The sequence below is a fragment of the Mycobacterium sp. PTI7 genome (assembly GCF_056679845.1).
This window is the reverse complement of the sequence record NZ_CM155252.1, coordinates 4,226,605-4,240,161: the sequence shown is the minus strand read 5'-3', so window position 1 is coordinate 4,240,161 and position 13,557 is coordinate 4,226,605. Positions and strand designations below refer to the sequence as shown.

The following is a 13,557-nucleotide window of genomic DNA, read 5'->3' as shown; positions in this document are numbered from 1 at the left end:
GACCGTTGCGCTGGGCAAACCGTATGGCTACGTACTTTTCGTTAGCTGACGGGGACCACTCCGCGGGGAAGTGTGAGAGGCAGGTCGTTGTACGTCGCGATGCCCGGAGGAGCCGCGACCACCGCCGAGATGGCGTTGATGGCGGGCATCGCGGTCATGATGTGGCCCAGCACCATGAACTCCTCGAGCGTGGTCGCCTCGAAGTACGGCGGCGGCAGGAAGCTGATGACGTTCTTCACCGTCGGCCTGCCGTCGACCTGGAGCACCCAGCCGTCCTGCTCGATCTTCCAGTCCGGCTCCAGGGTCTGGCCCTTGCGCCACTTGAGGTTGCACTCGACGACGGTCTTACCTGCGACGATGCCCTTCCAGCTGGCGTGGACGCCGGCCACGCAGCCGGCGGGGATGGTCCACGAGCCCAGGTCGAGGTCCTCGGTCGTCTGGGCGAACTCGCTGTCGCAGCGGACTTCGTCGAGCTCGACGCCGAGCGCGTCGCCGATCAGCCGGATGGCTTCGCCGAACACGCCGGTGCCTCGTGCGGCCATCTCCTGAAGGTCCGGGCTGTCGATCGGCTGACCGAATCCGACGGGCTTCTCGGTGGCGGGCGAGTCGTAGAACGTGGTGTCCGCGGCCTCGTTGATGGTGACCTTGTCCACGCGATCGCAAATGCTTGCCGTGAGAATCGCCAGCAAGTTGACGTAGCCGGGGCTGATTCCCGAACCGAACATCGTCGATCCGCCGCGTGCGCAGGCGTCGGCGATCCGATCCCGCCCGGGACCCTGGTTGTGGCCTGTAATGAACGATGCGGTGGCGACGACGTTGACGCCCGCGGACAGGATCGTCACCAACTCGTCGACGTCGATCCACATGGGGTTGTAGACCACGCAGTCGGGCTTGAGCGCGAGCAGTGCGTCCACGTCGTCGGTCGCCGCGACGCCGAGCGGACCGACACCGGCCAGCTCGCCCGCGTCACGGCCGACCTTGTCCTTGGACCACGCGTACAGCCCGACGAGTTCGAGGCCGGGGTTGGCGGCGATCGCCGCTACCGAACTCTTGCCGACATTGCCCGTCGTCCACTGGACGACCCGGAGAGGAGTGTTGTTTGGCACTCGCTCAGCATAGGGACGCGTCGGTGTTGGTCAGGCCGAAATCGGCGAGATCTAGGGACCGGAGGTCAGCGTGGCCTTGCCGGTGATCTGACGGCCGCCGCGGTCGATCCAGACCAGGTCCACCACGTCGCCCGCATAGTGCCGGTCGAGCACGTCGGTGAGCGTGGTGGCCGAGCCGATCCGCTCGCCGTCGATGCTCAGCAGCACGTCGCCGTCGAGCAGTCCGGCCGCCTCGGCGGGCCCGCCGCGAATGACCTCGCGCAGGAGGACGCCGGGCACCGAACTGTCCTGGTCGGCGCTGCTGACGCCCACGCCGAGCAGCGTCGGCGGCCCGATGTGGATGCTGTCGGAGCGTGCTCCCGTGCGGATCTGGGCCGAGATGCCCAAGGCGTCGTTGATCGGGATCGCGAACCCGGCGCCGCCGGGTCCCATCCGGAAGTTGACGGTCGCCGCGGTCGTCACGCCGACCACCTGGCCCGCGGAGTTGACCAGGGGGCCACCCGAGTCGCCGGGCCGCACGGGCGCCGCGAACTCGATGAGCCCGGTCATCTCCTCGAAGCTGCCGGTGAGTTCGTCCTTGGCGTTGATGGTCCTGCCGAACCCCGTCACCGTGCCCGCCTCGTTGGTCAGCGGGCTGCCACTGCCGGCTGCGTTCCCGAGCGCGACGACGGGTTCACCGGCGACCAGTGCCGACGAGTCGCCGATCGGTGCGGCCGGGAGACCGCCCGCGCCCCGCAACTGGAGGACGGCGATGTCCTTGGACCGGCTGTACCCGACGAGGTCGGCGGGGTACGGCCTGCCGCCGACGAGGGCGGTGACGGTGTCCGCGCCACCCACGACGTGGAAGTTGGTCAGCACGACGCCGTTGGGGTCGATGACGACGCCGGTGCCGCTGCCGATCGCACGCTGGTAGTTGATCGTCGTGTCGATGCGGACCACGGCGGGTTCGACGGACGAGATCGCGGACGCGAGATCCGCGGGCTCGGCCTGGACTGGTGCCGACGCGATGAGCGACGCGGTGGAGGCCGCGAGGACGGTGAGAACTACCCGCGATCGGTAAAGGAACCTAGCCATGCGCCGCCTTCACCTCAGTGGTATCCGTCTCTCGTGTGATGGAGACGGCCAGCTGTCGGCGATCGTGCCTAGCTGGTCAGTCGTCGAGGGCTACCCCGCCGCGTGAGCGACGAAACAGCCGTGACGAGGACTTACCTGCCGGACGCCGGTTGCGCAGCTTCCCGCTCTCCTCGGAGTCATTCTCCTCGGAATTCTCATCGTCGCCCGCTGAAGAGGCGTTACCGGATGCGACGGAGGTCACCTCGCCGTCGCGGGGCGCCTCGTCGGACTTCGCCACCCCGTCGGCGTCGATGACCTCGACGGTCTCCTCGGCGTCGGGATCCACGAGGGTCGTGTCGACGGTCTCGAGGTCGGCGTCGTCGGTCTCGAGGTCCTCGTTGGCCGCAGCCGTGCCACGACCGCGACGACGGGTATTGACCTTGGACTTGAGCGGCTTGGGCGGCGGGGGAGGCAGTTCGGCGGCGAACGCCAGGTAGAAGGCGAACGAGCCGAGCAGCGCCAGCGCGGCGGCCGCGCCGTAGACGCCGAACAGCCACTGCCCGACGCTGTCGAGGTTCAGCCAGATCTCGCTGACGGCGGTCCCGACGATCAGGACGCCGGCCACTACGTGCAACACGATCGCCGACGTACGCAACGTCAACGCCAGCTGCGGGGTGCCGTACTCGGGCTTGCGGGTCCGCAGCCACGTGAACACGACGGGCAGGGCGGCCAGCGCGACGAGCAGGCCGCACACGATGCGCATCGAGGTGCCGATCGTCGTCGACCAGCTGCCGACGAACTCGTACCAGCGCGGCAGCACGAAGAAGAAGTACAACCCACCGGCGAGGAGCAGGAACGATGCGTGCCACAGGATCGCGATCCAGCGCCGCATACTCCTCCTCGAGTTCGGTGATGTGCGGGGCCCGAGGGCGACCGGACTGACGTCCACCGGTCGCACCTCGGACCCGAGTGCGGAGGATAGGGGATTTGAACCCCTGAGGGCTATTAACCCAACCCGCGTTCCAGGCGAGCGCCATAGGCCACTAGGCGAATCCTCCGCGGGCCATGGTAGCCGACCGGGCTGCGTCGCCCTACCGGCCCGAGGATCAGCCGCTCCGCTCCTGCCCTCCGGAACCACTCCCGGGTCGCTCCGCTCCTGCCCGCCGGACCCCACGTACTACACTCGTCTCGGACCCCGCGCGGCGTCCATCCTGTGAACTCCCCCAGGGCCGGAAGGCAGCAAGGGTCAATGGGCTCTGGCGGGTGCGCGGGGTCCCCTATCTTTTCTGGGCTAGATGGCGGAAAGGCGCGCCGTGTCCTTTGAGTCCCTCGGACGGGACGACCTGCAGGCACAGCACGACCTGCAGCGTCGCAACTACTCCGACCTCCAGGCCAAGAAGCTCAGCCTCGACCTGACGCGCGGCAAGCCGGCCCCGGCTCAGCTGGACCTGTCCAACGAGCTGTTGACGCTGCCCGGCTCCGGCAAGGACGCCTACCGCGACGGTGACGGCACCGACACGCGCAACTACGGCGGCCTGCACGGCCTGCCCGAGCTGCGCTCGATCTTCGGCGAGCTGCTCGGCATCCCGGTGCCGAACCTGATCGCGGGCAACAACGCGAGCCTCGAGATGATGCACGACGTCGTGGTCTTCTCGCTGCTGCACGGCGGCGTCGACTCGCCCCGGCCGTGGCGCGACGAGCCCGGCATCAAGTTCCTCTGCCCGTCCCCGGGATACGACCGGCACTTCGCGATCACCGAGAGCTACGGCATCGAGATGATTCCCGTCCCGATCCGCGAGGACGGACCCGACGTCGACCTCATCGAGGAACTCGTCGCGAACGACCCCGCCATCAAGGGCATGTGGTGCGTGCCGGTGTACTCCAACCCCACCGGCACCACCTACTCCTGGGAGAACGTGCGCAGGTTGGTCCAGATGGAGACTGCCGCAACGGACTTCCGCCTGTTCTGGGACAACGCCTACGCCGTGCACACGCTGACCCACGAGTTCCTCCGGCAGGTCGACGTGTTGGGTCTGGCCGCGGCCGCGGGCAACCCGCACCGTCCGCTGGTGTTCGCGTCCACGTCGAAGATCACCTTCGCGGGCGCGGGTGTCAGCTTCTTCGGTGGATCGCTGGGCAACATCGCCTGGTACCTGCAGCACGCCGGCAAGAAGACGATCGGCCCCGACAAGCTCAACCACCTGCGTCACCTGCGCTTCTTCGGCGACGCCGACGGCGTCCGGCTGCAGATGCAGCGGCACCAGGAGCTGCTGGCGCCCAAGTTCGCGCTGGTCGCCGAACTGCTCGAGGACAGGCTGGGGGAGTCCAAGATCGCCTCCTGGACCGATCCCAAGGGCGGGTACTTCGTCAGCCTGGACGTGCTGCCCGGCACCGCCAAGCGGACCGTGTCGCTGGCCAAGGACGCGGGCATCGCCGTAACCGAGGCGGGCGCGTCGTTCCCGTACCGAAAAGATCCCGAGGACAAGAACATTCGCATCGCGCCGACCTTCCCGTCGCTGCCCGACCTGCGGGAGGCCATCGACGGTCTGGCCACCTGCGCATTGCTGGCGGCCACCGAGTCGATGCTGGCCCGCGACTAGTCACCTGCTGGGCGGTCGCGCGTCGGTCACGATCGGTAGCCTGCTTCCGTGGCTCTCTACCGCAAGTACCGTCCCTCCTCGTTCGCCGAGGTCGTCGGGCAGGAACACGTCACCGAGCCGCTGTCCAACGCCCTGACCGCGGGTCGCATCAACCACGCCTACCTGTTCTCGGGGCCGCGCGGGTGTGGCAAGACGTCCTCGGCCCGCATCATGGCCCGCTCGCTGAACTGCGAGCAGGGGCCGACGCCCACCCCCTGCGGCGTGTGCGGGTCCTGCGTGGCGCTGGCACCCAACGGCCCCGGGAACCTCGACGTCACCGAACTCGACGCCGCCAGCCACAACGGCGTCGACGACGCGCGGGAGCTGCGCGACCGGGCCTTCTACGCCCCGGCCGAGTCGCGGTACCGCATCTTCATCATCGACGAGGCGCACATGGTGACGCCGCAGGCGTTCAACGCGCTGCTCAAGATCGTCGAGGAGCCGCCGGACCACCTCATCTTCGTCTTCGCGACCACCGAACCGGAGAAGGTCCTCACCACCATCCGGTCGCGCACGCACCACTATCCGTTCCGCCTGCTGGCGCCCAAGACCATGCGCGGCCTCGTCGAGAAGATCTGCGCGCAAGAGGACGTCCTCGTCGACGACGCCGTCTACCCCCTGGTGATCCGGGCGGGCGGCGGCTCACCGCGTGACACCCTGTCGGTGCTCGATCAGCTGCTGGCGGGCGCGCATGGCAACCACGTCAACTACGCGAGCGCACTCTCGCTGCTCGGCGCCACCGACATGGCGCTCATCGACGAATCCGTCGACGCGCTGGCGGCCGGCGACGCCGCCGCCCTCTTCGGGGCGGTGGAATCGGTGATCGACGCCGGACACGATCCGCGCCGCTTCGCGACCGACCTGCTCGACCGGTTCCGTGACCTCATCATCCTGCAGGCGGTCCCCGACGCGGCTGCCCGCGGTGTCGTCGACGCCCCGGCCGACGCGTTGGACCGCATGCGCAGCCAGGCCGACCGGATCGGCTCGGCGACCCTCGCCCGCTACGCCGAGGTCGTACACGCCGGGCTCGGTGAGATGCGGGGCGCCACCGCACCCCGGCTGCTCCTCGAGGTGGTCTGCGCGCGGCTGCTGCTGCCGTCGGCCAGCGACACGGAAGCCGCTCTGCTGCAACGCATCGAACGTCTCGAGATGCGGCTGGACGTGTCGATCCCCGCGGGGGAGGCCGCTCAGTCCGGTGTCGCGTCGACGCCTGCCCCCACCAAACAGTTCGCGCGGCGCAGTCAGGTGGAACCCGCAGCGCCTGAGCCCAGTCCCGCGCCCGCCGCGGCTCCCGCCGCCCCGCCCGTCGGTACCGTGGCGCCGCTGCCACCCGTCCCGGTGCCCGCCTCCAGGGTCGCGGCCCCGCCGCCGGCCGCCGAGCCCGTGGCCCCGCCGGAGCACGCCGCCCCGCCCGAGCGGGCTGCCGCGCCCGCCGCGCCCGTCGAGCAGGCGACCCGCGTGGAGCGGCCGGCCCCCGTGGCCCGCCCCGAACCGGTGGCTCCGCCGTCGCGGCCCGAGCCCGCGGCGCCGCCCGTCGAGCGAGCCCCGGAGCCCGGCCCGCCGCCCCCGGTGGAGCGTCCGCGCGTCGAACCGCCCGCTCCCGCAACCGAACCTGCGGCACCCGTGCCCGCCGCCGGCCAGCCCGACGCGGCGACCGTCCGCAGCCTCTGGACCACGGTGCGCGAGAAGGTGCGCGAACGCAGGCGGCCCACCGACGTGATGCTCGACGGAGCGATCGTCGTCGCCGTCGAGAAGGACACGCTGGTGCTGAGCCACGTGTCGGGGCCGCTGGCCAAGCGCCTCAACGAGCAACGCAACGTCGAGATCATCCGCGACGCGCTCAAGGACGCGTTGGGGGTGAACTGGAACATCCGTTGCGAGGCAGGCACTCCCGTCGGCTCCCCGGATCCGCGCGCGCAGCGCAACGCCGGACCGTCGGCGCCGCCACCGGACGTCGAGGACGAGGAGAGCATGCTCGCCGAGGCGCAGCGGGACGACCCGACGCCCCGGCGCGATCCCGAGGAGGTAGCCCTCGAGCTACTGCAGAGCGAGCTGGGCGCCCGCCCGATCGAGAACCGCTAGGGCGTCCACCAGGGCCGCAGCGGCAGTCCGCCGTCGTTGCCCTTCTCGTCGACCTTGACGGCCAGGACCTGGTGCAGCTGAATGACGTTCACCTCGAAGCCGAGCCTCGAACCGGCCATGTAGAGACCCCACACCTTGGCCGTGGGCAGCCCGACCTCGGCGACCGCCTCGTCCCAGTTGTCCACCAGGTTGCGGCACCAGTCGCGCAGCGTCATCGCGTAGTGGTGCCGCAGGTTCTCCTCGTGGACGACCTCGAGTCCGGCGTCCTGGGCCTCGGTGATGAGGCGTCCGGCACCCGTCAGCTCGCCGTCTGGGAACACGTAGCGGTCGATGAACCCCTTCGCCGCGGCGTGCGCGCGGTTGTCGGGACGGGTGATGCTGTGGTTGAGCAGAAGTCCGCCGGCGCGCAACCGGGACTTCAGGAACTTGAAGTACGACGGGTAGTTGCCGACCCCGATGTGCTCGGTGAGACCGATCGAGGACACCGCGTCGAAACCGATCTCGCGGACGTCGCGGTAGTCGCTGTGCCGGACCTCCGCCAGCGCGGACAGTCCCTGCTCGGCGATCGCCTTCTGCGCCCACTCGGCCTGCTGCTTGGACAGCGTCACCCCGATGACGTTGACGCCCTGGCGCGCGGCGTAGCGCACCATGCCACCCCACCCGCAGCCCACGTCGAGCAGGCGGTCGCCGGGCTTGAGGCGCAGTTTCTCGAACACCAGGCGGTACTTGTTCTCCTGGGCGTCCTCGAGCGAGGCGTCGGCATCGGCGTAGGCCGCGCACGTGTACGTCATCGACGGGCCGAGCACCAGCTCGTAGAACGCGTTCGACACGTCGTAGTGGTGCTCGATCGCGTCGGCGTCGCGAGACTTGCTGTGCCGCAGGCCCTCTGCGATCCTTCGCCACCGCGGCACGGTCTCCTGCGGGGGCGGCGCGATCGGCTTCAGGTGCTCGAATCCGATGGAGCGCACCACGTTCGCGAGCACGCGGGCCGACGGCCGCTTGAAGTTGAGCTTCTCGGCCAGCGTCACGAGCAGGTCGTACGGGTCGCCGGGGTGGGCGCCCTGCATCTCGACGTCACCCGACACGTAGGCCCGGACCAGGCCGAGTTCGCCCGGAGCGGTGGCGATGTAGTTGGTGCCGCGTGGCGTCAGGAGGTCGATCTTGATCTTCGCGTCGTCCGGTCCCGCCGAGCTGCCGTCGTAGGCGCTGAACTTCACCGGCAGGGCGTCACCTGCCGCCATGATCTCCAGGATCTCCGCCAGGGTGAGCTTGCCGGCCGCCGCGCCGAGTCGATCCTTCTGGGTGGTCATGGCTGTTCCTTTGCTCATCGCGGACGTGCTCATCGTCTCTGCACCGCCTTGGCGTACAGGTCCAGCAACCGTGAATCGGGATCGTAGGTCTTCTTGACGGTCCGGTACCTCTCCCCGCCGTAGAGCGCGTCGAACTCCTCGGGGGAGTAGTAGGCGTCCGAGTACAGCGACTTGTGCCCATCGAGGTCGCTGACCTTGCGCTCGATCAGCCGGTTGGTGTGGCCTTCCTGCTCGTCGGGCGACCCGATGGGCACCGATGACCAGAAGCCGATGTTGACGTACGTGTGGTGCGGCCGGATCGGGTAGAGCGGCCAGCCCCCTTCGTCGCGCAAGCGCAACGGGCACAACCAGATCGGCTCGATCGGCACGTTCTCGAGGAACCAGTCGAGGAAGGCGACGGTCTGGCCGATCGGCACCTCGACGTCCTGCACGACGCGCTCGCGCGGCGGCCGGCCGTTGCGCTTCTCGATGCGGTCGGCGATGTCGAACCGCTGGTCGTAGCCGATCAGCTTCCAGTAGAAGGCGCTGCGCCGGAGCCGCCGCGGCCACAGCCGCCGGATCTTCGGGTTCTGCGCGCCGAACGCACGCGAGCACCAGAACCAGTCGGTGTCCCACCGCCACAGGTAGTCGTGGATGGTGAGCCGGTCGTGGGTGACGCCCTCGTCATGCTGGATCGAGCGGTAGTAGACGTCCTGGCCGGTGTAGTCGCTGACCGGTCCCGCCGTGCCCGTGCGGAAGCCGAGGGTCAGGTAGCTCTCGTCGGCGCTGAAGACCACGCCGTCGAGGTAGTCGACGGGCGTGCCGTCGATCTCGCCGGTCTCGACGATGCCATCCATCGTCGTCACCATCTCGGTGAGCGAGGTGAACCGCAGGTGCCGCAGCGCGACGAACGGCCGGACCTCCTCCAGCTCGATCTTCAGCCGCACCGAATAGCCCAGCGTGCCATAGGAATTGGGGAACGCGCGGAACAAGTCCGCGTTCTGGTCGCGCGAGGCCGTGATGATCTCGCCCGTGCCGGTGAGGACGTCCATCTCCAGCACCGACTCGTGGGGCAGTCCGTTGCGGAACGACGCGGACTCGATGCCGAGACCTGTCACCGCGCCGCCGAGCGTGATCGTCTTGAGCTGCGGCACCACGAACGGGCACAGGCCGTACGGCAGCGTCGCGGCGACGAGGTCCTCGTAGGTGCACATGCCGGACACGTCGGCGGTGCGTGCCTCGGGGTCGACGGAGATGACCCCGGTCAACCCGGACGTGTCCAGGCCCTTGACGGTGGCCTTCGCGCGGGCGCGGAACAAGTTCGACGTGGGCTTTGCCAGCCTGACGGTCGCGCTGTGCGGGATCGCCCGGTAGCTCTTCAGCAGTCTCTCCACGCCACGTGCGTGGGCCGACTGCGCTTCGATGGATGCAACAGTCACGGATATACGCTAGTCCCCGGTGGCACCCGATGCGACCGCGCCAGGCCGGGACACCCGGACCGACATCGAATCGACGAGGAGCATTCACCGATGGGACAGGTCAGCGCATCAAGCACCGTCTTGATCAACGCCGAGCCGGACGCCGTGTTCGCGGCCGTCGCCGACTACCAGACCGTACGGCCGAAGATCCTGTCGTCGCACTACAGCGGCTATCAGGTGCTCGAGGGCGGCCAGGGAGCGGGCACGGTGGCGACCTGGAAGCTGCAGGCCACGAAGTCCCGCAGCCGCGAGGTCAAGGCCACCGTCGACGTTGCCGGCCACGCCGTCATCGAGAAGGACGCCAATTCGACCATGGTGAGCAATTACACCGTGGCACCCGCCGGAACGGGCTCGACCGTCACGGTGAAGACGTCGTGGCAGGGCGCCGGCGGCATCGGCGGATTCTTCGAGAAGACCTTCGCGCCGATCGGCCTGCGCAAGATCCAGGCCGAGGTCCTGGAGAACCTGAAGGCGGAACTGGAGAAGGGCTAGACGGTTCGCTGAGGGCGGGTCGCCAGGAACGCGCCGATGCCGCGGACGACCGCTTCGGCGTACTTCTGCCTGCCCTCGGCGCTCTCGATGAGCGACGTGTCGGCGGGGTTCTTCATGTTGCCCAGCTCCACCAGCACCGAGGGGTACTGGGCGAGGTTCAGCCCGGCGATGTCGGCGCGGGGCAGCAGTCCGCCCTGGCCGATGTAGGTGGCGGGCACCAGGCCCGAGGCCTGCATCTGGTCGCGCATGGTGCGGGCGAACTGCACCGACGGCCCGGCCTGCGCCTCGTTGATCGGCGGCGACGAGTAGTTGACGTGGAAGCCGCGGCCGGTCGCCGGTCCGCCGTCGGCGTGGATGGAGACGATCGCGTCGGGCTTGAGCGCGTTGGCCATCGCCGCGCGCTCGTCGACGCACGGTCCTGCGCCGGTGTCGTCGCCGCGGGACATCGCGGTCCGCACCCCCATCGCGGTCAGCTGCTGGCGGATGCGCAGCGTCGTCTCCCAGTTGAACGAGTGCTCGGTGTAGCCGCTGTTGGACGAGGTGCCGCTGGTCTGGCAGTCCTTGGTGCCGCCGCGACCGGTCGGCACCTGCCGGGACAGGAACGCCGCGTCGTTGGAGCCCTGATGGCCGGGGTCGAGGAAGACGATCATTCCGGCGATGCTGCTGGGTGCCGCGGCGGCGACCGGCGCGGCGATCGACGACGCGACCAGCAGCAGGCTCGCGGCGAGGGCGGTCAGGGCGCGCGCGGGCGCGGTGGCTCTGCCACCCATCGAGGAGGTGGCTCTGCCACCCATCGAGGAGGTGGTTCTGTCACTCGTCGAGGAGGTGGCTCCGACACGCAGGCAGGCTGGGGCACGCACGCCGTCACGCTAGCCCCGGGGGCGACTACGCTTGAACCCCAAACGGCCTGGCGCGAACATGCGCAACCAAGCCGAGACCAAGACGCGACAGAGCTGTAGTCAAAGCAGCCGAATCGATCACCGTAAGGGGACCAGCCATGCAACCCGGTCAACAGCCCGACATGTCAGCACTTCTCGCTCAGGCCCAGCAGGTTCAGCAGCAGCTGATGGAGGCCCAGGAGGCGCTGGCCAACTCGGAGGTGAACGGGCAGGGCGGCGGTGGACTGGTCCAGGTCACGATGAAGGGCAGCGGCGAGGTCATCGGCGTGCGGATCGACCCGAAGGTCGTCGACCCGGACGACGTGGAGACCTTGCAGGACCTCGTCGTCGGTGCCATCAAGGACGCCTCGCAGCAGGTGACGCTGCTGGCGCAGAGCAAGCTCGGCCCGCTGGCCGGCGGTCTCGGCGGCCTCGGTCTGCCGGGGGCCTGACACCTTGACGTGCCATGTTTGAGGGGCCCGTCCAGGACCTGATCGACGAACTGGGAAAGCTGCCCGGGATCGGTCCGAAGAGCGCGCAGCGCATCGCGTTTCACCTGCTGTCCGTCGAACCTCCCGACATCGACCGGCTGACCGCCGTGCTCGCCCGTGTGCGCGAGGGCGTGACGTTCTGCTCGGTGTGCGGCAACGTGTCGGACAACGAGAAGTGCCGCATCTGCAGCGACCCGCGACGTGACGCGGCCCTGATCTGCGTGGTGGAGGAACCCAAGGACGTCCAGGCCGTCGAACGCACCCGGGAGTTCCGCGGGCGCTATCACGTGTTGGGCGGTGCGCTGGATCCGCTGTCGGGCATCGGGCCGGATCAGCTGCGGATCCGCGAGCTGCTCAACCGCATCGGCGAGCGGGTGGACGGCGTCGACGTCGGCGAGGTCATCATCGCCACCGACCCCAACACCGAGGGCGAGGCGACCGCCACCTACCTGGTGCGGATGCTGCGCGACATCCCCGGACTGAGCGTCACCCGCATCGCGTCGGGGCTGCCGATGGGCGGCGACCTCGAGTTCGCCGACGAGTTGACGCTCGGTAGGGCGTTGGCCGGTCGCCGGGCGATGGCCTAGTTTGGTGGCCGTGGCGGACGAAGAGTTCAAGGTCGAGGTCGAGCTGGGCAGCGACGAGCACGGGCTGTCCTTCTGGGAGAAGCTCCGCACGCTCGACCTGGACGACGACGCGCGTGAGCGGCTGGGCTCCAAGGTGACGGTGACCCGCGACGGCGACCGCGTGCAGGTCTACACGCACACCCTCGCCGACGCCCGGGAAGCGGAGCGCACCATTCGCGGCCTCGTCGCCGACGACCACGTGGGCGCGGAGTACACCGTGACCCGTTGGGACGGCGCCGCGCAGGAGTGGGTGGACCCCGTCGACGGCGACGTCGTGACCGACGACGCCCCCGAGTCGCCCGCCCCCGATCCGAGCTACGTGATCCTCGAGGCCTACAAGCCGGAGTTCCTGCGCGACCTGGGGTTGTAGGTCGCGGGATTGGGCCTGTTCTGGCCCGCGAGATTGACGTGACCGACACCTCTACTCGCACTTCTTCGCGGTGGCGACAGCCTCGCGAGCATCATGATGGCCGCCAGCCCCTGGCGATCAGCGCAGCTCGCGTCACCCGCAGGACGTCCGCGGGCGAGTCTTCCTTGATGACGTATACGACGCGCCAGCCGAGCCTGTCGAGCGTGCGCTTCACCCGAACGTCCTTCGCGTACTGACGCCGATCCGTCCGGTGCTGGTCGCCGTCGTACTCCGCCGCGACCAGGAAGTCGTCCCACGCCATGTCCAGCCTGCGGACGTAGAACTGCCCGTCGAACACCGGCAGCTGCGTGCGGGGTTGCGGCAGACCCCCGTCGACGAACAGGAGCCGCAGCCGCGTCTCGCGGGGCGACGCCGCGCCGCCGTCGACCAGCGGCAGCGCAACTCGCAGGGCCTTGACCCCGCGGGCCCCGGGATATCGAGCGACGAGCGTGGGGACGCCTCCAAGCGCCGACGGAACCGCGGCTACCAGCGCGTCGAGGCGGGCGACAGCGTCGTCGCGGGGCAGCCGCCGCCCGAGGTCGAACGCGGTGCGGGCGGGTGTCGTGACGGGGATCCCGGCCACTCGCATCACCTCGTCGCGACCCAGCGTGTCGTTCCGGACGACGAGGCCGGGAGGCGGCCGCCCGTTGTTCCAGATCATCTCGACGGGGTGGGTGACGTCGACCCACTGCGCGCCGTGGAGCGCGGACGCGGCGACCCCTGCGATCACCCCGCGGCGTCGGGACCAGAGCCACGCAGCGACGACCCGGTCGTGGAACGTCGGCGTCCACGGCTTCTCGACGTAGACGTCGCGCAGGATCGCCTGATGGAAACGGCGCAACTCGTACTCGGAGACGTCGCCACGCGCCAGCGCTTCGCTGCCGAGGAAGATCCGCGGTCGATCCATGTCGGGACTGTAGGAAGGCCGACTGACATCTCTCGCCGAGATTGATGCCACCGCGAGGAAGTGCGAGTAGACGTGTCGGCCACGTCAATCTCGCGGCGTGACCGGCC

At 69.3% G+C, this 13,557-nt stretch carries 13 protein-coding genes, 1 tRNA gene and 1 other RNA gene; 7 read left to right on the top strand and 8 right to left on the bottom strand.

Going from position 1 to position 13,557, the window contains the following annotated elements:
• Nucleotides 1-41 precede the first annotated feature (41 nt).
• The 4 genes from AC1MEY_RS20430 to AC1MEY_RS20415 form a co-directional block, all read right to left on the bottom strand.
• Nucleotides 42-1,106, bottom strand: a complete 1,065-nt coding sequence (locus tag AC1MEY_RS20430; RefSeq protein WP_480227222.1) for an NAD(P)H-dependent amine dehydrogenase family protein — start codon at nt 1,104-1,106, stop codon at nt 42-44.
• A 51-nt stretch (nt 1,107-1,157) separates the two neighbouring features.
• Nucleotides 1,158-2,180, bottom strand: coding sequence for a S1C family serine protease (locus AC1MEY_RS20425; protein WP_480227221.1), 1,023 nt, complete (start codon nt 2,178-2,180; stop codon nt 1,158-1,160).
• Nucleotides 2,181-2,256: 76 nt separating this feature from the next.
• Nucleotides 2,257-3,051, bottom strand: coding sequence for a lipid uptake coordinator LucA (lucA, locus tag AC1MEY_RS20420; RefSeq protein ID WP_480227220.1), 795 nt, complete (start codon nt 3,049-3,051; stop codon nt 2,257-2,259).
• A gap of 80 nt (nt 3,052-3,131) precedes the next feature.
• Nucleotides 3,132-3,217: transfer RNA gene (locus AC1MEY_RS20415), tRNA-Ser, on the bottom strand.
• Between the two features lie 128 nt (nt 3,218-3,345).
• Between AC1MEY_RS20415 and ffs the strand changes: the two genes are divergently transcribed.
• The 3 genes from ffs to AC1MEY_RS20400 all read left to right on the top strand — a co-directional run bounded on the left by ffs (nt 3,346) and on the right by AC1MEY_RS20400 (nt 6,880).
• Nucleotides 3,346-3,442, top strand: an RNA gene (ffs, locus tag AC1MEY_RS20410) — signal recognition particle sRNA small type.
• A 30-nt stretch (nt 3,443-3,472) separates the two neighbouring features.
• The gene (locus AC1MEY_RS20405) at nt 3,473-4,759 is read left to right on the top strand and encodes an aspartate aminotransferase type Ic (protein ID WP_480227219.1); all 1,287 of its coding nucleotides are present in this window, start codon (nt 3,473-3,475) and stop codon (nt 4,757-4,759) included.
• 48 nt (nt 4,760-4,807) lie between these two features.
• Nucleotides 4,808-6,880 carry a DNA polymerase III subunits gamma/tau gene (locus AC1MEY_RS20400; RefSeq protein WP_480227218.1) on the top strand — a complete coding sequence of 691 codons (2,073 nt, stop codon included), beginning with the start codon at nt 4,808-4,810 and terminating at the stop codon, nt 6,878-6,880.
• Here the strand turns inward: AC1MEY_RS20400 and AC1MEY_RS20395 are convergent.
• Together AC1MEY_RS20395 and AC1MEY_RS20390 are read right to left on the bottom strand one after the other, a co-directional pair.
• Nucleotides 6,877-8,190 carry a class I SAM-dependent methyltransferase gene (locus AC1MEY_RS20395; protein WP_480227217.1) on the bottom strand — a complete coding sequence of 438 codons (1,314 nt, stop codon included), beginning with the start codon at nt 8,188-8,190 and terminating at the stop codon, nt 6,877-6,879. The two genes, AC1MEY_RS20400 and AC1MEY_RS20395, sit on opposite strands and share 4 nt — an antisense overlap.
• A gap of 29 nt (nt 8,191-8,219) precedes the next feature.
• Nucleotides 8,220-9,608, bottom strand: a complete 1,389-nt coding sequence (locus AC1MEY_RS20390) for an FAD-binding oxidoreductase (RefSeq protein WP_480227216.1) — start codon at nt 9,606-9,608, stop codon at nt 8,220-8,222.
• Nucleotides 9,609-9,698: 90 nt separating this feature from the next.
• Between AC1MEY_RS20390 and AC1MEY_RS20385 the strand changes: the two genes are divergently transcribed.
• Nucleotides 9,699-10,139 (top strand): SRPBCC family protein, encoded by a 441-nt coding sequence (locus AC1MEY_RS20385; protein WP_480227215.1) that lies wholly within the window; start codon nt 9,699-9,701, stop codon nt 10,137-10,139.
• On the opposite strand, the gene AC1MEY_RS20380 is transcribed toward AC1MEY_RS20385, so the two are convergent.
• Nucleotides 10,136-10,909: an Rv3717 family N-acetylmuramoyl-L-alanine amidase gene (locus AC1MEY_RS20380; protein WP_480231591.1), complete on the bottom strand. Its 774-nt coding sequence runs from the start codon at nt 10,907-10,909 to the stop codon at nt 10,136-10,138. The two genes, AC1MEY_RS20385 and AC1MEY_RS20380, sit on opposite strands and share 4 nt — an antisense overlap.
• Before the next feature lie 227 nt (nt 10,910-11,136).
• On the opposite strand from AC1MEY_RS20380, the gene AC1MEY_RS20375 reads away from it, so the two are divergent.
• From AC1MEY_RS20375 to AC1MEY_RS20365, 3 genes are read left to right on the top strand one after another with little or no spacing between them, the layout of a single operon-like run.
• The gene (locus AC1MEY_RS20375; protein ID WP_480227214.1) at nt 11,137-11,469 is read left to right on the top strand and encodes a YbaB/EbfC family nucleoid-associated protein; all 333 of its coding nucleotides are present in this window, start codon (nt 11,137-11,139) and stop codon (nt 11,467-11,469) included.
• 14 nt (nt 11,470-11,483) lie between these two features.
• On the top strand, nt 11,484-12,095 hold the full coding sequence (recR, locus tag AC1MEY_RS20370; RefSeq protein WP_480227213.1) for a recombination mediator RecR: 612 nt from the start codon (nt 11,484-11,486) through the stop codon (nt 12,093-12,095).
• A 10-nt stretch (nt 12,096-12,105) separates the two neighbouring features.
• On the top strand, nt 12,106-12,504 hold the full coding sequence (locus AC1MEY_RS20365; protein ID WP_480227212.1) for a hypothetical protein: 399 nt from the start codon (nt 12,106-12,108) through the stop codon (nt 12,502-12,504).
• Nucleotides 12,505-12,595: 91 nt separating this feature from the next.
• On the opposite strand, the gene AC1MEY_RS20360 is transcribed toward AC1MEY_RS20365, so the two are convergent.
• Nucleotides 12,596-13,450 carry a hypothetical protein gene (locus AC1MEY_RS20360; RefSeq protein WP_480227211.1) on the bottom strand — a complete coding sequence of 285 codons (855 nt, stop codon included), beginning with the start codon at nt 13,448-13,450 and terminating at the stop codon, nt 12,596-12,598.
• Between the last annotated feature and the right edge of the window lie 107 nt (nt 13,451-13,557).